This window comes from Brevibacterium album DSM 18261 (genome assembly GCF_000426445.1).
In the GTDB taxonomy this organism is placed as follows: domain Bacteria; phylum Actinomycetota; class Actinomycetes; order Actinomycetales; family Brevibacteriaceae; genus Brevibacterium; species Brevibacterium album.
Genome location: NZ_AUFJ01000013.1, coordinates 1 through 20,217 on the forward strand (window position 1 = coordinate 1; position 20,217 = coordinate 20,217).

At 71.4% G+C, this 20,217-nt stretch carries 20 protein-coding genes; 14 read left to right on the forward strand and 6 right to left on the reverse strand.

Annotation, left to right across the window (positions count from 1 at the left end):
* From K318_RS20990 to hutU, 5 genes are all read left to right on the forward strand, one after another.
* Positions 1-204: aldehyde dehydrogenase family protein (locus tag K318_RS20990; RefSeq protein WP_035281557.1), on the forward strand; the 204-nt coding region annotated here is incomplete at its 5' end.
* A gap of 10 nt (positions 205-214) precedes the next feature.
* Positions 215-1,273, forward strand: a complete 1,059-nt coding sequence (locus K318_RS0110360) for an alcohol dehydrogenase (protein ID WP_029089440.1) — start codon at positions 215-217, stop codon at positions 1,271-1,273.
* Between the two features lie 149 nt (positions 1,274-1,422).
* Positions 1,423-1,665: a hypothetical protein gene (locus K318_RS0110365; protein ID WP_029089441.1), complete on the forward strand. Its 243-nt coding sequence runs from the start codon at positions 1,423-1,425 to the stop codon at positions 1,663-1,665.
* A gap of 5 nt (positions 1,666-1,670) precedes the next feature.
* A complete protein-coding gene (locus K318_RS0110370) occupies positions 1,671-1,988 on the forward strand; it encodes a type II toxin-antitoxin system PemK/MazF family toxin (RefSeq protein ID WP_211233322.1) in 318 nt (105 codons plus the stop codon).
* A gap of 178 nt (positions 1,989-2,166) precedes the next feature.
* A complete protein-coding gene (hutU, locus tag K318_RS0110375) occupies positions 2,167-3,864 on the forward strand; it encodes a urocanate hydratase (RefSeq protein WP_029089443.1) in 1,698 nt (565 codons plus the stop codon).
* 141 nt (positions 3,865-4,005) lie between these two features.
* On the opposite strand, the gene K318_RS20995 is transcribed toward hutU, so the two are convergent.
* From K318_RS20995 to K318_RS21005, 4 genes are read right to left on the reverse strand one after another with little or no spacing between them, the layout of a single operon-like run.
* Entirely contained in the window at positions 4,006-4,848 is an 843-nt protein-coding gene (locus tag K318_RS20995; RefSeq protein WP_051297846.1) for a fumarylacetoacetate hydrolase family protein, read from the reverse strand.
* 11 nt (positions 4,849-4,859) lie between these two features.
* Complete coding sequence (locus K318_RS21000) at positions 4,860-5,708, reverse strand: ABC transporter permease (protein WP_035281560.1); 849 nt, start codon at positions 5,706-5,708, stop codon at positions 4,860-4,862.
* Positions 5,709-5,724: 16 nt separating this feature from the next.
* Complete coding sequence (locus K318_RS0110390; RefSeq protein ID WP_245579856.1) at positions 5,725-6,498, reverse strand: ABC transporter ATP-binding protein; 774 nt, start codon at positions 6,496-6,498, stop codon at positions 5,725-5,727.
* A gap of 19 nt (positions 6,499-6,517) precedes the next feature.
* Positions 6,518-7,540, reverse strand: a complete 1,023-nt coding sequence (locus K318_RS21005; RefSeq protein ID WP_051297847.1) for an ABC transporter substrate-binding protein — start codon at positions 7,538-7,540, stop codon at positions 6,518-6,520.
* A 130-nt stretch (positions 7,541-7,670) separates the two neighbouring features.
* Here K318_RS21005 and K318_RS0110400 point away from each other — a divergent pair, with 130 nt between their 5' ends.
* Positions 7,671-8,366 (forward strand): FadR/GntR family transcriptional regulator, encoded by a 696-nt coding sequence (locus K318_RS0110400; protein WP_029089445.1) that lies wholly within the window; start codon positions 7,671-7,673, stop codon positions 8,364-8,366.
* An 82-nt stretch (positions 8,367-8,448) separates the two neighbouring features.
* Here the strand turns inward: K318_RS0110400 and K318_RS0110405 are convergent, their stop codons facing one another.
* A complete protein-coding gene (locus tag K318_RS0110405; RefSeq protein ID WP_029089446.1) occupies positions 8,449-8,697 on the reverse strand; it encodes a hypothetical protein in 249 nt (82 codons plus the stop codon).
* 56 nt (positions 8,698-8,753) lie between these two features.
* Positions 8,754-10,646, reverse strand: a complete 1,893-nt coding sequence (locus K318_RS23735; protein WP_051297849.1) for an immunoglobulin-like domain-containing protein — start codon at positions 10,644-10,646, stop codon at positions 8,754-8,756.
* Positions 10,647-10,877: 231 nt separating this feature from the next.
* On the opposite strand from K318_RS23735, the gene K318_RS0110415 reads away from it, so the two are divergent.
* The 8 genes from K318_RS0110415 (at position 10,878) to K318_RS21030 (ending at position 19,959) form a co-directional block, all read left to right on the forward strand.
* Positions 10,878-11,108: a ribbon-helix-helix domain-containing protein gene (locus K318_RS0110415; protein WP_029089447.1), complete on the forward strand. Its 231-nt coding sequence runs from the start codon at positions 10,878-10,880 to the stop codon at positions 11,106-11,108.
* Between the two features lie 5 nt (positions 11,109-11,113).
* Positions 11,114-11,518: a PIN domain-containing protein gene (locus K318_RS0110420; protein WP_211233323.1), complete on the forward strand. Its 405-nt coding sequence runs from the start codon at positions 11,114-11,116 to the stop codon at positions 11,516-11,518.
* A 211-nt stretch (positions 11,519-11,729) separates the two neighbouring features.
* Complete coding sequence (hutI, locus tag K318_RS0110425) at positions 11,730-12,917, forward strand: imidazolonepropionase (protein ID WP_029089449.1); 1,188 nt, start codon at positions 11,730-11,732, stop codon at positions 12,915-12,917.
* Positions 12,914-14,392: a YjiH family protein gene (locus K318_RS21015; RefSeq protein WP_245579858.1), complete on the forward strand. Its 1,479-nt coding sequence runs from the start codon at positions 12,914-12,916 to the stop codon at positions 14,390-14,392. Before hutI ends, K318_RS21015 begins: the two co-directional genes overlap by 4 nt.
* A gap of 100 nt (positions 14,393-14,492) precedes the next feature.
* The gene (gene hutH, locus K318_RS21020) at positions 14,493-16,100 is read left to right on the forward strand and encodes a histidine ammonia-lyase (RefSeq protein ID WP_051297850.1); all 1,608 of its coding nucleotides are present in this window, start codon (positions 14,493-14,495) and stop codon (positions 16,098-16,100) included.
* 84 nt (positions 16,101-16,184) lie between these two features.
* Complete coding sequence (locus tag K318_RS0110440; protein ID WP_029089450.1) at positions 16,185-17,411, forward strand: allantoate amidohydrolase; 1,227 nt, start codon at positions 16,185-16,187, stop codon at positions 17,409-17,411.
* Positions 17,408-18,919, forward strand: a complete 1,512-nt coding sequence (locus K318_RS21025) for an amidohydrolase family protein (protein WP_245579859.1) — start codon at positions 17,408-17,410, stop codon at positions 18,917-18,919. The genes K318_RS0110440 and K318_RS21025 overlap by 4 nt, the downstream gene beginning before the upstream one ends.
* 194 nt (positions 18,920-19,113) lie before the next feature.
* Positions 19,114-19,959, forward strand: coding sequence for an IclR family transcriptional regulator (locus tag K318_RS21030; protein ID WP_051297851.1), 846 nt, complete (start codon positions 19,114-19,116; stop codon positions 19,957-19,959).
* The last annotated feature ends 258 nt before the right edge of the window (positions 19,960-20,217 follow it).

Genomic DNA, 20,217 nt, shown 5'->3' on the forward strand with positions numbered 1-20,217 from the left:
TCGGCGGTGTTCTCGGAGGATGTGGAGCGGGCCGAGCGTGTGGGTTCCCGGATCGATGCGGGGATGGTGTTTCTGAATACTCCGGAGGGGTCGCGGGAGTTCCTGCCCTTCGGTGGGGTGAAGCGTTCGGGTGTGGGTCGGGAGCTGGGCCCGCTGGCGATGGACGAGTTCGTGAACAAGCAGCTCGTCTACAAGAAGGGCTGAGGGCGCGCAGATGAGGGCATTCGCAGTCGCCGGCCCCGGTGAGCCCGTGCGGGAGACGGAGGTGGCCAGCCCCGTTCCGCACGGACGCCAGGTGCTGCTGAGGGTCACGCACGTGGGCGTGTGCCACACGGACGTCCACACTCAGGAGGGCGGATACGATCTGGGCCGCCAGGGGCATCTGTCCATCGCGGATCGCGGGCTCGAATACCCGGCCGTGTTCGGGCACGAGATCGTGGGCGAGGTGATCGCGGTGGGCGAGGACGCCGAGGGGGTTCGCCTCGGCGAACGGCGCCTCGTCCACCCCTGGATCGGGTGCGGCGAATGCGCACTCTGCCGCGGCGGGGACTCCCATGTGTGCCGGTCGAGCCGGGCGCTGGGGGTCTTCCGCTGGGGCGGGTTCGCGAGCGAGGTCCTCGTCCCGGACTCCGAGCACCTCGTCGACATCGGCGAGCTCGATCCGGCCTGGGCCGCGACTCTCGCATGCAGCGGCCTGACCGCCTACTCCGCGGTGCAGCGGGCACTGCCGCTCGGGGCGAGTGATCGGGTGATGGTGATCGGCACCGGTGGGGTGGGGCTCGCCGCCGTCGCGTTCCTCGCACGGCTCACGGAGTCCGAGGTGATCGCCGTGGACGTCTCGGAGGCGAACCTCGCCTCCGCCGCACGGCTGGGAGCGGCCCGGACCGTGAACTCCCGTGCGCTCGACGGGGCCGCGGTGGCCTCGGTCCTGGAGGCGCCGGTGCAGGCGGTCATCGACTTCGTCAACACCGGTGCCACGTTCCAGACGGCCTTCGAATGCCTGGACAAGGCCGGTGTGCTCGTTCCCGTGGGGCTGTTCGGCGGGGAGGCCGTGGTGCCCACCGCGCTGCTGCCGCTCAAGAGCCTCCGCATCCAGGGCAGCTATGTGGGCAGCCTCGACGACCTCCGGGACCTCGTCGGCATGGCGCAGGACGCGGACCTGCCCGGGGTGCCCGTCACGGAGCGGCCGCTCGACGCGGAGACGCTGCGGGACTCGCTCGCCGCCGTCGCGGAGGGAACGGTCGCCGGCCGGACGGTGCTCGTCGCGTCCTGAGACGGCGGTGTACGGCTGCTCCGCGCGGTCGCGGAGGAGGCCTGTGCCCGCTCATCCATGCAGCAACCCGCAAGCGGGTCGCCCCGACGGGGGTGATCCGCATGCGGGATGGGCTGGTGGCAGTGGCATGATCATGGCATGATTGTGGCATGAAGACGCGGGAGAGGATCAGCACGACTGTGGACCGGGCTCTTCTCGCGCAGGTGCGTGCACTGCATCCGCACGAGACGATGGCGTCAGTGGTGGAGGCCGCGCTGGCTGCGCTGCTGCGTGAGCACAGGGCGGCGCAGATCGACGCGGACTACGCCGCGGCCTATGCGGAGCAGCCGATGGACACTCCCGATGAGTGGGGCGACCTCGCCGCCTTCGTCGATGCTGCGGCGCGCTCATGAGGCGGATGCCGCTGCGCGGGGAGGTGTGGTGGGCGGATTTGCGTGAGGCCGGCACGCGGCCGGTGGTGGTCATCGCCCGGCAGATCGCGATCGAGTCCCGTGGGCGGACCATGATTGCGCCGTGCAGCACGGTGATCCGCGGTCTGGTGAGCGAGGTGGTGCTGGACCCGGAGGACGGCGACCCTCTCGGTCGGCGCTGTGCGGTGCAGCTCGATGCGGTGGTCGATGTGGACGTCCGCGTGCTGACGGAGCGGGCCGGGAGGCTGAGTGCCGGGCGGATGAGGGAGGTCTGTGAGTCCCTGACGGCGGCGACGGGGTGCTGACGCCGAGGCGCCGGCGGGCCCGTGCCTGCCACCGCCTCGGCCGCGCGTGACCCTGTCCGAGATATCGGACGCAAAGTGGCCTGGCTCGCTCCGGCCGGGGACCGCCTCGGCGCATGATGGAGGAAAGCCCTTCACCGCTGTGCCCCATCACGCGCAGCCCGCGACCGAGGAGGACCCCATGGCCCAGACCCACACGACGCACGATCCCTCGCGTGTCATCCGCGCCCCCCGCGGTGCGGAGATCACCGCGAAGTCCTGGCAGACCGAGGCGCCGAAGCGCATGCTCATGAACAACCTCGACCCCGAGGTCGCCGAGCGCCCCGAGGACCTCGTGGTCTACGGCGGCACCGGCCGCGCGGCCCGCTCCTGGGAGGCGTACGACGCGATCGTCCGCACGCTCGACGAGCTCGAGTCCGATGAGACCCTGCTCGTGCAGTCGGGCAAGCCGGTGGGCGTGCTCCGCACCCACGAATGGGCGCCGCGCGTGCTCATCGCGAACTCCAACCTCGTGGGCGACTGGGCGAACTGGGAGCACTTCCGCAAGCTCGAGGCCGAAGGCCTCATGATGTACGGCCAGATGACGGCGGGCTCGTGGATCTACATCGCCACGCAGGGCATCCTCCAGGGCACCTACGAGACCTTCGCCGCCGTGGCGAAGAAGCGGTTCGGCGGCACCCTGGCGGGCACGCTCACCGTCACCGCCGGCTGCGGCGGCATGGGCGGGGCGCAGCCGCTGTCCGTCACGCTCAACGGCGGCGCGTGCCTCATCATCGACGTGGATGAGACGCGCCTGAAGCGCCGTCAGGCGAAGCGCTACCTCGACGAGGTGGAGACGGACCTCGACGCCGCTCTCGCCAAGGTCATCGCTGCCAAGCAGGAGAAGCGCGCGCTCTCGGTGGGCCTCGTCGGCAATGCCGCGGAGATCCTGCCGCTGCTGCTCGACCGGCCCGAGGCCGCCGAGGTCGACATCGTCACCGACCAGACCTCCGCGCACGACCCGCTGTCCTACCTGCCGCTGGGCGTCTCCCTCGACGACTGGCACGACGAGGCCGAGGAGGACCCGGAGAAATTCACGCTGCGTGCACAGGAGTCCATGGCCGCACACGTGAAGGCGATGGTCGAGTTCCAGGACCGCGGCGCTGAGGTGTTCGACTACGGCAACTCGATCCGCGACGAGGCGCGCAAGGCCGGCTACGACCGCGCCTTCGAGTTCCCCGGCTTCGTCCCCGCCTACATCCGGCCCCTGTTCTGCGAGGGCCTCGGGCCGTTCCGCTGGGTGGCGCTCTCCGGCGACCCGCAGGACATCGCGGTGACGGACGCGGCGCTCAAGGAGCTCTTCCCGGAGAACGAGCACCTGCACACCTGGCTGGACGCCGCGAACGAGTACGTCGAGTTCGAGGGTCTGCCCGCGCGCATCTGCTGGCTGGGCTACAAGGAGCGGCACCAGGCCGGCCTCCTCTTCAACCGCCTCGTGGCCGAGGGCAAGGTGTCCGCGCCCATCGTGATCGGCCGCGACCACCTGGACTCCGGCTCCGTCGCCTCGCCCTACCGCGAGACCGAGGGCATGGCCGACGGCACGGACGCGGTGGCGGACTGGCCGCTGCTCAACGCGCTCGTCAACACCTCCTCCGGTGCCACCTGGGTCTCGCTGCACCACGGCGGCGGCGTGGGCATGGGCCGCTCCATCCACGCCGGGCAGGTCTCCGTGGCCGACGGGACCGAGCTCGCGGCCCAGAAGCTCGAGCGCCTGCTCACGAACGATCCGGGCATGGGCGTGCTGCGCCACGTGGACGCCGGCTACGACCGTGCGCACGAGGTCGCGAAGGAGCGCGGCATCTGGGTGCCCACCGACGAGGAGCTCGACCACCGCGCCTGAGGCGCGGCGGGGGCGCGAGGAGAACGCGCGTGCGCACCACGTGAAGCGCAGAGCACCACCGCAGGGAGCGTCCCTGCGGTGGTGCTCTGCGCATGTGCTGGTGCATGGCGGCGTCTGGCGGAGTGCGCCGCGTCTCCTGCCTCAGCGGATGACGACGGTGTTCCGCAGCTCTCCGAGGCCCTCGATCTCGCAGCGCACGACATCGCCGTCCGAGAGGAACGCCGGCTGCTCCATGCCGAGGGCGACGCCTGCGGGCGTGCCGGTCCAGATGAGGTCTCCGGGCCTGAGCGTGATGACCCGGGAGAGGTGTTCGATGAGCACGTCGATGGGGAAGATCATGAGGCTCGTGCTCGCGCTCTGCCGCGTCTCGCCGTTGACGGAGCTGGAGATCGCGAGGTCCGTGACGTCGGGGATCTCATCCGTCGAGGTGATCCACGGTCCGATGGGCCCGAACGTGTCCATGCCCTTCGCGTAGTCGAACTGCCCGTCTCGGCGCTGGCAGTCGCGGGCGGAGACGTCGTTGCCCACGGTGTAGCCGGCGATCACGCTCGCGGCGTCCTCCCTGCTGATGCCCTTCGCCTCCCGTCCGATCACGACGACGAGCTCGACCTCGTAGTCGACGGTGGACGTCACGCCGGAGTCCACCACGATGTCGCCCGCCGCGCCCACGAAGGAGCTCGGGTACTTGGAGAAGGCGACGGGGTGGCTGGGGATGTCGCTGCCCGTCTCCTCGACGTGGGCGACGTAGTTCTTGCCGATCGCGATCGACTTCTCCAGGGCGCCCACGGGCGGCAGGAGCTCCGCCGGGGCGACCTCGGGTGCGGTGAGCAGGTCCTCCGGAGAGATCCCGGCGGTGAGGCGCCCGATGAGAGCGGTGTAGTCCGTCTCCCCGCCGAGCGCATCGGCGGCTCTCACCCAGCGCTCTCCGTCCTCGCTGAGGATGAAGGCGGGAGCCGAGTCGATGAGTGTGCGAGCCAGTTTCATGGGGTTTCCTTTCAGCGGTCCTTCTTGAGATCCCAGAACGCGAACCTGCGCTGGGCGAGTGAGACGAGTCCGAACAGTGCGAGGCCCAGCATGCTGAGCACGAGGATGAGGGCGAAGACGCGGTCGAGGGCGATGCGGGAGGCGGCCACCCGGACCTGCTCGCCGAAGCCCACGCCGCCGCCGATGAACTCCGCGGCCACGGCGCCCGTCACCGCGGAGACGATGGCGATCTTGAGGCCGGCGAAGATGAACGGCAGCGCCCGGGGGAACTTGAGCTTCCAGAAGATCTCCCAGGAGCTGGCGCGCATCGAGCGGAAGAGCCGGATCTCCTCTGCCCCCGCGGCGTTCATGCCGGCGGCGGTGTTGATGATGACGGGGAAGATCGACATGAACGCCGCCATGAGGAACTTGGAGCTGATCCCGAAGCCGAACCAGGCGATGAAGACCGGGGTGAAGGCGATCTTGGGGCTCGCCTCGACGACGACGAAGAGCGGCATGACCGCCTTCCTCCCGAACTCCGTCTGCCCGATCCACAGGCCGATCAGGAACCCCGCGAGCGAGGCGATGAGGAAGCCGAGCACGATCTCCTGCACCGTGATCCAGAGCTGTCCGAGGAGGAAGTCCCCCATCACCAGCTGCCGGACGACCTCGACGATCTGCTCTCCGACGCTCAGGGGCGAGGGCAGGATGATCTCCGAGACCCCGCCGAACGAGACGAGCGCCTGCCAGAGGCCGAGGACGACCACGACGACGAGTGAGACCGCCACCGGCTGCGGGAGCCTGTCCATCCAGGCCGAGGCCGCGGCGAATCGCGTCGTGCGCGCCCGGGCGGGCGCGGCGGCATCGGATCTGCGGTTCATGGCTGCCTTCCTCTCCTCATGCCGCGGCGTCATGGCCGCGGTCGAGCGCATCGCGGACGCGGGCGGTGTAGCGGGCGAAGGCCGGTTCGGCCATGACGTCGAGGCCGCGGGGACGCGGCAGGTCGATGTCGATCCGTTCGCTGATCCGTCCGGGCCGCGCGGACATCGCGTACACCGTGTCCGACAGGAGGACGGCCTCGGGGATGGAGTGCGTGACGACCACGACCGTCGCCTCCTGGGCGGCGGCGATCCGCTGGATCTCCAGGTCCATCTTCTCCCTCGTCATCTCGTCGAGGGCGCCGAACGGCTCGTCCAGGAGGAGCACCCGGGGCTCCGTGATGAGCATGCGGCAGATCGCCGCACGCTGGGCCATCCCGCCCGAGAGCTCGTCGGGATAGCGATCCTCGAAGCCGGAGAGCCCCACCATCTCGAGCAGTGCGGCAGCGCGAGCACGCGCAGCTCTCGCAGCCTTCCGCCCGCCCTGGATCTCGATGGGCAGCAGGATGTTCTCGACGACGGAGCGCCAGGGGAGCAGCGTCGCCCGCTGGAACATGATCCCCACCTCGTGCGGCGGCCCGTCGACCGGCGTGCCGAACAGCTCTACCGTCCCGGACGACTGCGCGAGCAGGCCTGCCATGATGCTGAGCAGCGTGGACTTGCCGCAGCCGCTGGGCCCGATGAGCGAGATGATCGAGCCGCGCGGCACGTCCAGGGAGACGTCCTCCAGTGCGACGACCCCTGCCCGGTCGAAGGTCTTGTGCAGACCGCGGATGCTGTAGCTCGTGTTCACTGCGTGTGGTCCTTCCGGATCACTCGTTGAGTTCGGCCACGAGGTCATTGGTGTAGGCGCCCTCGAGGCTGAGCGAGTCGTCGGTGACCGTGCCCGCCTCGACGGCATCGGCGAGGATCGCCTCCCAGTGCTCCGGGTGCATGTGCCCGAACTCGTCATCGGGGCTGACCGGCTGACGGGACTCCGCGAGGAGCTCGAGGATCGACAGTGCGTACTCCTCGTCCTCGACCTCCTGCGGCTGGTAGTCGGCGCAGATCTCGATGACCTTCTGAGGATCCTCGGCACCGAGCTGGGAGGCCCGGTGCCATGCGCGTCCGAAGCCCACGAGTGCCTCGCGCTGCTCCTCGATGAGCGCGGCGGGTGCGGCATAGCCGTTGCCGAACATGTAGTCGACCGAGTCGGTGGTGATGTCCTCGAGCGGGATGCCGGCGTGCTCGATGGTGGCATAGCCGTCCGCGGATGCCGCATAGGCGTCGATCTCCCCGCGCTCGAAGGCCGCCACCGCGGTGCCGCCCTCGCCGACGGTGATCTTCTCGTAGCCGTCCGCCTCGACGCCGTCGTTCGACATGATCGCATCGACGAAGCCGACCTCGTTGCCGTCCGCGGTTGCGACGCCGATCCGCTTCCCCTCGAGCTCGGCCGCGGAGCCGATGCCGGAATCCGAGGGGGTGACGAGCCAGAAGGAGCCGCCCGGGCTCGAGTTGAGGAAGTACTTCACGTCCTCCCCGCGCTCCAGCGCCGCGAGGACGGGAGTGGCCCCGGGGCCGCCGAAGTCCGCCTGACCGGCGGCGATCGCCTGCAGCACTCCTGCGGAGCCGTTCACCGCCTCGATCGCGATGTCGACGCCCTCGTCGGCGAAGAAGCCCTCGGACTCCGCGACGTAGTTCTCGAACGAGACGAGGCAGCTGGTGGTCGGCAGGGCGACGGTGAGGGCGGTCGCATCTCCCTCCGCGCCGCCGGACTCCGCCTGCTCGGCGGCCGGTCCGCCGCAGGCTGCGAGGAGGAGGGGTGCGGCCGCCAGCGCCCAGATCTTCTTGTGCATGTCGACTCCTTCGTCGAGATCCTCGGCCTCACCGATCTCCCAAATGGTGATAACCGTTAGGTGGAACGTAGTGTGACCCATGACATAAGTCAATGGGGTGTTCCGCGCGCAGTTTGAGTACGGTGCAGTCATGCAGAACTTGGGCGTCTTCGGCGATCGCCGCACCCGCGGTGACCTGCTCGCGGAGCGCATCGACGCGCTCATCGAGGAGCGCGGGCTCAGGCCGGGCGAGCTCATCGGCACCAAGGACGAGCTGCGGGTGTGGTCCGGCAATGCGCGTGCAACCGTGAACGAGGCCGTGCGGATCCTCAGCGACCGGGGCCGGGTGGTGGCCCGCCCCGGACCGGGCGGCGGGCTGTTCGTGGCGCAGGGGAGCTCTCTCGTCGCCCTGGGGCGCTCGCTGCTGGACGTGGGCGGCAAGGCCGGGTACATCCGGGACGTCATGGCTGTGCGCGACCATCTGGAGGAGCTGGTGATCCGCGAGGCCGTCCGCCATCGCACCGCGGCGGACATCACCGAGCTCCGGCGCATCGTGGGGGCGCTCGAGGAGCTGTCCGACCGGCCGGCGGAGTTCATCGCGCAGATCTGGGAGCTGCACGCGCGCATCGCGGAGATCACGCCGAACGCAGTGCTCTCGGACCTCTACGGATGGCTGCTGGGCAGCATGCGCTCCACCGTCATGGGGGTCAGGCGCCCGGCAGACCAGACGGAGGAATACCTGCAGGTGCGGATCCGGGCGCACACCACGCTGGTCGATGTGATCGAGTCCGGGGACGAGGAGCGGGTGCCCGAGGCGCTGCGGATCCACTCACTCGCACACAGGTGAGGCCGGGCCGGATGCCGCTGAGGGCGTCCCTTGGCCCCGGAGTCGACGAGGGCGCGGACCCAGACGCCTGCGTCGAGGACGATCACGGAAACTCGCCGCGGTCGATCTCGAATCCGCCCTCGCGTCCCTCGCGGATGATCTTCTCCGGCAGGGCTTCGTCCGGCAGCTCGACGCGGAACGTCGCGACACCGGTGTTCCCGATCATGCGCGCTTCCCGGGTGACCAGCCCCAGCAGGTATGCCTGAAGGGTCTGGCCGTTCCTCGAGGCCGCTTCCGCGAGCGCCTCGCGAACATCCTCGGGGACGTCATGGATCTGCAGTGCAACTCCCATGCATGCATTGTGCGCGCAGGGGAGTTGCACTGCGCCTAGCACGGGCCGGACAGTGCTCAGCCCCGGCGGCGACGTGCGGCGAGGAGGAGGGCGGCTCCGCCTCCGACGAGCGCCAGCGCAGCCGCGATCGCACCGGTCATGGTCGCACCCGTGCGCGGCAGGGTGCCGCGGTCGTCGTCCGAGCCGGGACCGACCTCGGCGGGATCGTCGCTCGGATCGGGGGAGGGAGCTTCCGTGGGGCCCTGGGTCGGTTCGCCGCTCGGCTTGTCCGTCGGTCCATCAGTCGGCTCGCCGCTCGGGCCTTCCGTGGGCTCCTCGGAAGGCGACTGCGAGGGCTCCGGCGAGGCGGCCTCGGCGACGGTGACGGTGCGCTCTGCGGTCCCCGTGTTGCCCGCGGAGTCCTCGACGCTGTAGCTGAGCGCGTACTCCCCGGGAACCGCCGTGTCGACGGAGCCGGAGACCCGCACGTCCTCCAGCGCGACCTCACCGCAGGAGTCGGAGACCTCCACGCCGTCCAGCGGATCGAACTCGCCGCCCACCTCGACGGACGCATCGCCGGGCGTGGTGATCTCCGGGGCGATGCGGTCGCGGACCAGTTCGACCCGGTCGACCTCCTCGCCGCCGTCGACCTTCTTCGTCGTGGTGGTCAGCGAGCACTCGGTGACCACGACGTTCGCGACCGTGATCGCGTTCTGCTGGTCGCGGACCGCGGCCCACGGTGTGAGCTCCTCCGGTGCCAGCGGGTAGTACTTGCTGCCCGAGGAGGAGTTGGCAGTGATGTAGAGGACTTCGTCCTCGCCGGGGAACAGCTGATCGTGCCCCTCCGGTGCGGTGACCGTCTCCTCGCTCGCGACCTCCGTGCCGTTCATGAGGTGCGAGCGCGTGTAGGAGTGATCGTGCCCGGCGAGCACCATGTCGATGTCCAGTTCGCTGATGAGGGGAGCGAGGCCCTCGCGGATGGCCCGAGTGGTGCCCGACTGCGAATGCGTGGCGCCCGAGCTGTAGATGGAGCGGTGGAAGGTGAGGATCGTCCACATCGCCTCATCGCCGCGCTCCTCGATGACCTGCGTGAGGAACTGCCGGTGGGACTCGTAGTCGCGGTTCTCCGTCGAGATGTTGAGGTGCAGCACCCCGTTCTGCTCGAACCAGTACGTGCCGCCCGTGGGGTCGCCCTCCCACTGGTTGGGCAGGACGAAGTGCTGGCCGAACAGCGGCTGCGGCGCGCTGCGGCTGTAGTCGTGGTTCCCCAGAGTCTGCGCGAATGCTTGGGTGCGCAGCTGCTCGGGCGCAAGATAGGCGCGGTACTCCTCCGGATCGCCGGCATAGGCATTCACCTGGTCGCCGGCGGAGAGCACGAAGTGGGAGTCGGGGAAGAAGCCGTCGGCGGCGTCGAGGGCGCTCTGCCAGCCCGCACCGTCCGCGGCGATGTCGCCGGAGGAGCCGATCTGCGGATCGCCCACGAAGGTGAACGAATGCTCCAGCTCCTCGTCGTGCGTACGGAAGCGCTGCACCTCGGACCAGCCGCTCTCCTCGCTGCCCACGCGGTAGGAGTACGCGGTCTCCGGCTCCAGGCCCGTCACCGTCGCATGTACGTAGTCGCTGGTGCCTTCCGCGGACCCCCCGCGGGCGAAGGACTCGACGGTCCGGGCGCCCGCGGGCATGGCGTCGTGCTCGCCCGCGGCGATCTGCACGACTTCGTCCGCCTCGCCGTCCGTGAACCACGAGAGGCTGCGCTCGCTCGCGTTCGCGCCCACGCCGAGGAGGAGGGAGGCGGGGCCGGCTGGCTCCGGGCCGGGTCCGGGCGTCGCCGTGGGCTCCGGGCTCTCCTCGGACGCGGCTCCGAGGGGCGCGTCTGCGCCGTGCGGGGCGGGTGCGGCATGGGCCGCCACCGCGGGTGACAGGAGGACCAGCGCCGCCGAGGCGGCCAGCAGTCGTGACAGGCGGGTCATGGAGAGTGCCCTTCAGGTTCGCGGAAACGTCACCGCGAACCTAGAGCTGAGAAATGGCTGAAAAGAAGCTCCGAAGTGAACGAGCAGTAACGTGAGGCGGTGGCGCACGCGCATCACGAGGGGTGCGTGGTTTGCGTGCGGCACTCGGTGAGAATGCTGCCGTTTCGGTCCGGCGTCGGCTCGGTGCTGTGAACCCTTGTGATGCAGGGGTGATGCGCCTACGATGCGGATATGAGGACCACCGTGAATCTGCCCGATGACGTCGATGCCCGGGTGCGGGCGCTCGCGGCCGAGCGCGGCCAGTCGGTCTCCGCTGTGCTCGTGGATCTCGCAGTGCGGGGGCTCGATCAGCTGTCCAAGCCCATCGAGATCCGATACAGCGAGGTGTCCGGCACCCCGTGCATGGATCTCGGCCGGAGGTTCACCTCGGAAGAGGTTGCCGAACTCATCGAGGAGGACTGATCGCAGTGGCGATTTCGCCGCTCCTCCTCGATGCGAATGTGCTCATTGCGCTGACCCAGGTCGGCCATATCCACCACCGGGCAGCGGATCTGTGGAGCGCGGAGCGACGTTCCCTCGCGGTCTCCCCGGTGACGGAAGGCGCCCTGATGCGTTTCGTGGTGCGGTCCGGCGGCAGTGCGGCGGCGGTGCAGTCCCTGCTCGATTCTCTGTACCGGCAGGAGCGCTATGTCTTCTGGCCGGACTCCCTCTCCTATGCGGATGCCGCCCTGGACAGTGTGCGCGGGTACAAGCAGGTGACGGACTCCTACCTCGTCTCGCTGGCGGCCTCGCGGGGGACGGTGCTCGCCACCTTCGATCACGCGCTCAGCCACAGGTACCCCGGGCACACGGAGCTCGTGCCGAGAGGCTGAGGGCGCCCGACACTCGCGCTCAGTCCGAGATTTCGGACGGATTCACGGGCGAGGCGTGTGCCGTGTCCGTGACGCTGGCCATACTGGAGGGGAACCTGTGCGGAGCCCTGCGGCAGCGGCCCCGCACCCACCGTCCCACCCGCCCCGACCGGGCGCGCAGACAGCGCACCCCGTGCCGGCCGGCGATCTCAGCGCGAGGAGGCCACCGCCCATGAAGACTCTCGTCACCGGCATCGGGGAGCTGGTCACCAACGACCCGGCACAGGCGCACCACGCGGACCCGGGCGACCGCCTCGGCGTCCTCCGCGATGCCGCGCTCCTCGTGGAGGACGGGCGCATCGCATGGGCGGGGTCCGGGTCCGAGGCCCCCGCGGCGGACGCGGAGACCGAGGTCGTCGACGCCGGCGGCCGGGCGGTCATCCCGGGCTTCGTCGACAGCCACAACCATCTCGTGTTCGCAGGCGACCGCACCGAGGAGTTCGCCGCGCGCATGTCCGGTCAGGCCTATTCCGCAGGCGGCATCCGCACCACCATGAACGCCACCCGCGCGGCCTCGGAGGCCGAGCTCGAGGCCAACCTCGTCATGCTCGTCGACCAGGCCCGCCGCCAGGGCACCACGACCGTCGAGATCAAGACCGGCTACGGTCTCACGAAGGAGGACGAGCTCCGCGCGCTGGACATCATCGCCCGTCACACGGATGAGGTCACCCTGCTCGCCGCCCACGTGGTGCCGCCGGAGTACGCCGGGGACCCGGACGCCTATGTGGACCTCGTCATCAACGAGATCATCCCCGCCGCGGGCCAGGCGAAGTGGATCGACGTGTTCTGCGACCGCGGGGCCTTCACCCCGGAGCAGACCGAGCGCATCCTGGCCGCAGGCAAGGCGGCCGGTCTCCTGCCGCGCCTGCACGCCAATCAGCTGCAGCACGGCGAGGGCATGGCGCTTGCCGCCCGCACCGGCTGCTACTCCGCCGACCACGCCACCCACGCAACGGACGAGGACCTCGCGGCGCTCGCGGCCTCGGGCACTGTCGCGACCCTGCTGCCGGGAGCCGAGTTCTCCACCCGCGCCGTCTACCCGGACGCCCGCCGCTTCGTGGCCGCCGGTGTGGAGCTGGCGCTCGCCACCGACTGCAACCCCGGCTCCAGCTTCACCAACTCCATGCCGTTCTGCCTCGCCGTGGCCGTCCGGGACATGCACTTCACCCCCGCACAGGCCCTCCACGCCGCGACCGCGGGCGGCGCCCGGGCGCTGGGACGCACCGATGTGGGGCATCTGAGCGCCGGTGCGCGCGCGGACTTCGCGATCCTCGCCGCACCCTCCTACGTCCAGCTCATGTACCGCCCCGGCGTGCCGCTCGTGGATCGCGTGTTCCGCGGCGGCGAGGAGGTGCGGTGACGGCGGGGGACCGCTCCGGTCGGCACGATCCGGCGGGTGCTGCGGGGGCCTCGGCCGCAGGTGCCTCCGCCGCCGAGGCCCCAGTCGAGGCGAGCGCGGCTCCCGCCACGGTGGGCACGCCCAGCGCCCCGGGGGACCAGGGGCCCGGAGACCAGAGCCCCAGGGGCCAGCGCGCCCGCGGCGCCCTCCGGGACGCCCTCACCCTCGTCCTCTGCTCGGCGGTCGGCGTCTTCATGTTCTTCGTCCCCGTGACGATGGACGGGAAGAGCTCGATCCCGCTCGACCACCTCGTCACCCTCGTCCGCACGGGCCTGGGGCCTGCGGTGTCGTACGTGCTGCTCGCGATCATCCTGTTCGGCACCATCCGCCCCTTCGCGATCGGCACCTGGCGGGCCTCGCCCACGCGCACGGTGTTCTCCTTCCTCAACATCGCGGGCCTGGCCGCGGCGTCCGCACTCGTGTTCATGCCGACGCCTCCGGGCTGGCTCGCGGCCGAGGACATCGGTCCCTTCCTGTGGGACTCACTGGTCACGCCGGTGGGCCTGCTCATCCCGATCGGCGGCATCTTCCTCGCCTTCCTCGTGAGCTTCGGCCTCATGGAGTTCGTGGGCGTCTTCGTCCGCCCCGTCATGCGGCCGGTGTGGAAGACGCCGGGGCGGTCGGCCATCGACGCGGTCGCGAGCTTCGTGGGCTCCTACTCGCTGGGCCTGCTCATCACCAACCGCGTGTACCGGAGCGGCGGCTACACCGCCAAGGAGTCCGCGATCATCGCGGTGGGCTTCTCCACCGTCTCCGTCACCTTCATGATCGTGGTCGCGAACGCCACGGGGATCATGGACCGCTGGCTCACCTACTTCTTCGTCTCACTGCTCGTGACCTTCCTCGTCACCGCGATCTCCGTCCGCATCCCGCCCCTGTCGCGGATCCCGGACGAGTACTTCCCCGGCGCCACGCCCAATCCGGAGGAGGAGGTGCGGGGCAGCCGCTTCGCCGCGGCCTGGACACAGGCCAGGGGGACCCTCGCCGGCCTCCCCGGTATCCCCGTGGTGGTCTGGCAGGGCCTGCGCGACGGCGTCGTGATGGTCTCCTCCGTGCTGCCCTCGATCATGTCCGTGGGCCTGGGCGGCCTGCTGCTGGCCAAGCACACGCCGCTCTTCGACTGGGCTGCCTGGCTCTTCTACCCGGTCACGTGGCTCACCCGCCTCGAGGACCCGCTCGCGGCGGGCAAGGCGCTGTCGCTCGGTCTCGTCGAGATGTTCCTGCCGGCGGCGGAGATCGGCGCCGAAGGGGATCTCGTCACCCGCTTCACGGTGGCGGTGGTCTGCGTCTCCGCGATCATCTTCTTCTCCGCCATGGTCCCCTCCGTCCTCGCCACGGACATCCCGATCAAGCTGTGGCACATGATCGTGATCTGGTTCGAACGCGTCGTGCTCAGCGTCCTCATCACGGCCCCGCTCGCCCACCTGATCCTCTAGCTGCTCCACCGAGTCCGGCCGAGGCCTCAGGCGCCCGCCGCAAGCCGGCCCCGCAGAGCCCCGCACTCACCTCCGTCCACGAACCCCCAAGGAGTCCCACATGACCGCAGCACAGCAGACCGTCGCCCTCGACCCGGAGGCGCTCAGCTTCGCCGATGTCGTCGCCGTGGCCCGCCACGGCGCCCGGCTCACCGTTCCGGAGCACGTCGCCGCCGCCGTCGCGGCCTCACGCGAGGCCGTCGATGCGCTCGCCAACGCGGAGAAGCCCGTCTACGGCGTGTCCACCGGCTTCGGCGCGCTCGCCCAGCGGCACATCCCGCACGATCTGCGCGCCCAGCTGCAGAAGTCGCTCATCCGCTCGCACGCCGCGGGCGTGGGCGAGCCCGTCGAGCGCGAAGTCGTCCGCGCCCTCATGCTCCTGCGCGCCCGCACGCTGGCCACCGGCCGCACGGGCGTGCGCCCCGAGACCTTCGAGACCTATGTGGCGCTGCTCAACGCGGGCATCACCCCCGTGGTCCGCGAGTACGGCTCGCTGGGCTGCTCCGGCGATCTCGCGCCGCTGAGCGCCTGCGCCCTCGTGCTCATGGGCGAGGGCGAGGTCCACGGCCCCGTATCCGCCGACGGCACCCCCTCCGCGCCCGTCCCGGCCGCCCAGGCGCTCGAGGCGGCAGGCATCGCCCCCGTCGAGCTCCGGGAGAAGGAGGGCCTGGCCCTCGTCAACGGCACCGACGGCATGCTCGGCATGCTCATCCTCGCCCTCCACGACATCGACGTGCTCCTCACGACCGCGGACCTCTCCGCCGCCATGAGCGTCGAGGGGCAGCTGGGCACGGACCGCGTCTTCCAGCCGGACCTGCACCACCCGCTCCGCCCGCACCCGGGCCAGGCCGAGGCCGCGGCGAACATGCTTTCCGCCCTCGCGGACTCCGCGATCGTCGCGAGCCACCGCGATTCCACCCACCTCGTCCAGGACGCCTATTCGCTGCGCTGCGCCCCGCAGGTCAATGGCGCGGCGCGCGATGCCGTGTCCTTCGCCGCGCAGACCGCCTCCCGCGAACTGCGTGCGGCGATCGACAACCCCGTCGTCCTGCCCGACGGCACCGTCTCCTCGAACGGCAACTTCCACGGCGCGCCGCTGGCGCACGCGCTGGACTTCCTCGCGATCGTGCTCGCGGACGTCGCCTCGATGGCCGAGCGCCGCACCGACCGCTTCCTCGACAGGGCGCGCAACCAGGACCTGCCGCCCTTCCTCGCCGACGACGCGGGTGTGGACTCCGGCCTCATGATCGCCCACTACACGCAGGCCGGCCTCGTCTCCGAGATGAAGCGCCTGGCCGCTCCCTCGAGCGTCGACTCGATCCCCTCCTCGGCCATGCAGGAGGACCACGTCTCGATGGGCTGGGGCGCTGCCCGCAAGCTGCGGACGGCCGTGGAGAACTTCGGCCGGGTCGTCGCGATCGAGCTCTACACCGCGGCCCGCGGCATCGACCTCCGCGAGGACGCGCCCGCTCCCGTCACCGGCGCGGTCATCGCCCGGCTCCGGCAGACGGTGCCCGGCCCCGGCCCGGACCGCTTCCTCACCCCCGAGCTGGAGGAGACGATCGGCCTCGTGTCCTCGGGCACCGTGCTCGCGGCCGCCGAGGCCGTGAGCCATCTCGTGCGCGTCCTGCCGGAGTTCTCCGGGGAGCAGTCCGCCGCCGAGGCCTGATCCGCCGCGGCCTGATCCCCGCCCATTCCTACCACCCCGCCCCGCGGTCCCCGACCGCGGCCCGCTCCGGAAAGGACGCACCCCATGAGCGATGTCGTCTCCCTCCTCGGCCAGATCGAGGACATCGGCCGCGACCCCCGCGGCCCCGGCTACCTCCGCCCCGGCTTCTCCGCGGAGGAGCGCACCCTCCGCGAGTGGTTCCTCGCGGAGGCGGACGCCCGCGGACTCGACACCGAGGTGGACGGCAACGGCATCACCTGGGCGTGGGTGACGGAACCGGGTGAGAACGCCGTCGTCACGGGCTCCCACCTGGACTCGGTGCCCGGCGGCGGTGCCTTCGACGGTCCGCTGGGGGTCGCCTCGGCGCTCGCGGCGGTGGACGAGCTGCGCTCCAGCGGCCGGCTCGACGCGACCGGGCGCCCGCTCGCGCTCGCGGTGTTCCCGGAGGAGGAGGGCTCGCGGTTCGGGCTCGCCTGCCTGGGTTCGCGCCTCCTCACCGGTGCGGTCGCCGCGGAGAAGGCGCTCGCGCTCACGGACGCCGAGGGCACCACGCTCGCGGACGCGCTCACCGCCTACGGCCTCGACCCCGCGCGAGCGGGCCGGGATGAGGAGCGGCTGGGCCGCATCGGCTCCTTCCTCGAACTGCACGTGGAGCAGGGCGTGGGGCTTGCGGGCACGGAGCACGCGGTCGCGATCGGCTCCTCGATCATCGGCCACGGCCGCTGGCACTTCCGGTTCACCGGCCAGGGCAACCACGCCGGCACCACCCCGCTCACGCACCGTGCGGACCCGGTGGTGGCGGCCTCGCGCCTCATCGGGGACATCCCGGACATCGCTGCAGCCCACGCCGGTGCGGTCGCGACGGTGGGGCGCACCCTCATCCACCCCGGAGGGACCAATGTCATCGCCTCGGCGATGGACTTCTGGCTCGACATCCGCCACCCGGACGACGATGTGGTGGCCGCCGTGCTCGCGGACATCACCCGGCGAGCGCACGAGCGTGCCGCCGAGGCCGGGTACGCCGGGCGCGAGGTCGCCGCCACCGTCGACCAGGAGTCCTACTCCGCCACGACCGAGTTCCACTCGGCGCTCAACGGGCGGCTGTCCGGGCTGCTGCCGGGCGCGCCGCTGCTGCCCTCGGGTGCGGGCCACGACGCCGGCATCCTCGCTGCGCACGTGCCCTCGGCCATGCTCTACGTCCGCAATCCCACGGGCGTCTCGCATGCGCCGGAGGAGGCCTGCGAGGACGAGGACGCCCGCGCGGGCGTGAAGGCGCTCGCGGATGCGCTCGCGATGGAGCTCGCACGATGAGCGCCCGGACGTCCGGCATGGCGGGGGAAGCGGGCGGCACCGCGGAGGCGGGCGCTTCCGCAGCGTCCGTCTTCTGGTGCGAGCGCGCCTGGGTCGATGGGGCGGTGCGCGAGGGGGTGCTCCTGCGCGCGGATGCCGCGGGCGTGCTCACGGAGGTGCGTGCGGGGGTGCCCGCCGCCGAGGCGTCCGCCGGTGCCCAGCACCTGCCCGGCCTCGTGCTCCCCGGCGGCGTGAACGCGCACTCCCATGCCTTCCACCGCCTGCTGCGCGGGCGCACGCACGGCGATGGCGGCACCTTCTGGACGTGGCGCGAGGTGATGTACCGGATCGCGGGCCGTCTCACGCCGGAGAACTACCGGATCGCGGCCCGCGCCGTCTTCGCGGAGATGCTGCTGGGCGGCTGGACCAGCGTGGGCGAGTTCCACTACGTCCACCATGCTCCCGGCGGTGCGCCGTACGGCACGGAGCAGGCGGCGGGCGCCGAGGACGGGTCCGGAGGCGGCCTCGGCGACGCCCATGCCATGGAGCTCGCGCTCGCGGCCGCGGCCGAGGACGCGGGCATCCGCATGCGCCTGCTCGACACCTGCTATCTGACCGGGAGCATCGGCGAGCCGCTGAGCGAGGAGCAGGTGCGGTTCGGCGACGGCGACATCGACGGCTACCTGCGCCGTCACGCGGACCTCGCGCGCGTGCTGGCCGGCGGTCCCTTCGCCGGCGACGCGGAGGGCGCTGCCGTTGCTGCCTCCTCCGAGGGCATCGCCGCCTCCTCGGCCGCCGGCCTCGTGACGCTGGGAGCTGCGATCCACTCCGTGCGCGCCGTGCCCGCCTCCGACATCCCCCGTTTCGCGGAGCTCGACGGCCCGGTGCACGTGCACCTCTCCGAGCAGCCCGCCGAGAACGCCGCGAGCCTGGCCGCCTACGGCCGCACGCCCACGGGGGTGCTCGCGGATGCAGGGATCCTCGCGGCGAACCTCTCGCCCGTGCACGCCACGCACCTCACGCGCGAGGACATCGAGCGGCTGGGCGCGGCGCGGACCAGCATCGTCATGTGCCCGTGCACGGAGGCGGACCTCGCCGACGGGATCGGTCCCGCCAACGAGCTCGCCGAGGCCGGTGCGACCATCGCCCTGGGCTCCGACCAGCACGTGGTCCTCGACGCCCTGCGCGAACTGCAGGCGCTCGAGGCCGGGGAGCGCCTGCGCTCGGGTGAGCGCGGCCGGTTCTCGCCGGAGCAGCTGCTGGAGGCGATGACCGCGGGAGGGGCTCGCAGCCTCGGGCTCCCGGCCGGTGCGTTCGCGGTGGGGCGCGTGTGCGACCTCATCGAGGTGGACCCGCGCTCGCCCCGGACGTACGGTTCGGTGGACGAGCAGATCGTGCTGACCGGCACCTCGGCGGACATACGGACGGTCGTGACTGCGGGACAGGTGCGCGTGCGCGACGGTGTGCACGCACAGCTGGGGGACATCGGCGAGCTGTACCGCGAGGCATATGCGGCGCTGGGGCTCTGAGCCGCAACTCCCTCCGGCCGGGTGCGCGCCGTCCGTGCGGGAGCTCGTGAGCGCGCCATCTCTGCACGTGAGTGGCAGCGTGCGGCCCGGGGGCGTGAGTTCCACCGGTGCGCACGTGCGGCGGAGTGCGGACCACAGCGCGGGTGCGGAGAATGGGGCAGACGGTGTGACGACGACGGGAAGGGGCGGAGCGGATGGCTGAGGTGCCGGCGCTGCGGCGCGGGGTGGCGATACTCCGCCATCTCTCCGGCTCGAACCGGCCGGTGAGCGCGGGTGCGCTCGTGCGGACCCTGGGTCTGCCGCGCTCCACCGTGTACGACCTGCTCGGGGTCCTCGAGGAGCTGGGCATGGTCTACCACGCGGATTCCGGGTACGTGCTGGGCGCGGGCGTGCAGGAGCTCAGCGCCTCCTACCTGCGGACCAACCCGCTGCAGCGGCTGGCCGCGCCCCTCGTGCGCTCGCTCGCGGAGCAGACGGGGGCCACCGCCCAGCTCGCGGTGCTGCGCGGCTGGGAGACGGTGTACCTGCTCAAGGAGCAGGCGGTGGAATCGGTGGCCGTCATCACCGCCTCGGGCATCACGATGCCGGGCTACCTCACCGCGACGGGCAGGGCGATCATGGCGCACCTGCCCAAGCGCGACCTGCTCGCGATCCTGCAGGGGGAGACGACGTTCGTGAACAGGACGGGGCTCGGCCCGCGCACGTACTCGCAGCTGAGCGCCGAGCTCTCCCTCACGCGCAGGAGGGGCTGGGCGGAGGAGACCGGCGAGATCACGCCGGGCGTGCGGACGGTCGCCGCTCCCGTCCTCGACGTGATGGAACGCCCCATCGCCGCTCTCGGCGTGAGCATGCCGACCGGTGAGGCGGGCGGTGCAGGCGGCGCGGGCTGCGGCGCGGACATTGCCGAGGGCGCTGGAGAAGACGCTCCGGCCGCCGGTCCCGGAATCGAGGCCGCTCCCGAGGTCGGTTCCGCCGGGGCGTCGCAGATCGCCGCTGCCGTCCGCCGGGCGGCGGAGAAGCTCAGCGCTCAGCTGGCATAGGCAGGCGTACCCACGCAGCAGCGTGCTGATCCGGGGGCGTGCGCGAAGCTGTCGGCAGGCCTGCCGGTGCCTCCGTGTTCGCACCTCGCCTCCGCGCTGCGGGTCCGGCTCCGCTTCGCCGCATCGAATCTCCGCCTTGCGGCGCTGAAGCGTGATGTTCCGGAGGCGCGCGCGAAGCTGTCGGCAGGCAGGCCCCATCCGCGGCGCGCAGGCCCTGCCGGTGGCGCACCGGGGGAGCGCGGCGGCTTCCTCCTGCGC

Excerpts from the sequence above, each read along its gene's own strand:
- hutI (WP_029089449.1), top strand. The coding sequence starts at position 11,730 with ATGAAGACTCTCGTCACCGGCATCGGGGAGCTGGTCACCAACGACCCG.
- K318_RS0110360 (WP_029089440.1), top strand. The coding sequence starts at position 215 with ATGAGGGCATTCGCAGTCGCCGGCCCCGGTGAGCCCGTGCGGGAGACG.
- hutU (WP_029089443.1), top strand. The coding sequence starts at position 2,167 with ATGGCCCAGACCCACACGACGCACGATCCCTCGCGTGTCATCCGCGCC.
- K318_RS0110415 (WP_029089447.1), top strand. The coding sequence starts at position 10,878 with ATGAGGACCACCGTGAATCTGCCCGATGACGTCGATGCCCGGGTGCGG.
- K318_RS0110440 (WP_029089450.1), top strand. The coding sequence starts at position 16,185 with ATGAGCGATGTCGTCTCCCTCCTCGGCCAGATCGAGGACATCGGCCGC.
- K318_RS21030 (WP_051297851.1), top strand. The coding sequence starts at position 19,114 with ATGGCTGAGGTGCCGGCGCTGCGGCGCGGGGTGGCGATACTCCGCCAT.
- K318_RS21005 (WP_051297847.1), bottom strand. The coding sequence starts at position 7,540 with ATGCACAAGAAGATCTGGGCGCTGGCGGCCGCACCCCTCCTCCTCGCA.
- K318_RS0110405 (WP_029089446.1), bottom strand. The coding sequence starts at position 8,697 with ATGGGAGTTGCACTGCAGATCCATGACGTCCCCGAGGATGTTCGCGAG.
- K318_RS23735 (WP_051297849.1), bottom strand. The coding sequence starts at position 10,646 with ATGACCCGCCTGTCACGACTGCTGGCCGCCTCGGCGGCGCTGGTCCTC.
- K318_RS0110365 (WP_029089441.1), top strand. The coding sequence starts at position 1,423 with ATGAAGACGCGGGAGAGGATCAGCACGACTGTGGACCGGGCTCTTCTC.
- hutH (WP_051297850.1), top strand. The coding sequence starts at position 14,493 with ATGACCGCAGCACAGCAGACCGTCGCCCTCGACCCGGAGGCGCTCAGC.
- K318_RS0110370 (WP_211233322.1), top strand. The coding sequence starts at position 1,671 with ATGCCGCTGCGCGGGGAGGTGTGGTGGGCGGATTTGCGTGAGGCCGGC.
- K318_RS21000 (WP_035281560.1), bottom strand. The coding sequence starts at position 5,708 with ATGAACCGCAGATCCGATGCCGCCGCGCCCGCCCGGGCGCGCACGACG.
- K318_RS20995 (WP_051297846.1), bottom strand. The coding sequence starts at position 4,848 with ATGAAACTGGCTCGCACACTCATCGACTCGGCTCCCGCCTTCATCCTC.
- K318_RS21025 (WP_245579859.1), top strand. The coding sequence starts at position 17,408 with ATGAGCGCCCGGACGTCCGGCATGGCGGGGGAAGCGGGCGGCACCGCG.
- K318_RS0110400 (WP_029089445.1), top strand. The coding sequence starts at position 7,671 with ATGCAGAACTTGGGCGTCTTCGGCGATCGCCGCACCCGCGGTGACCTG.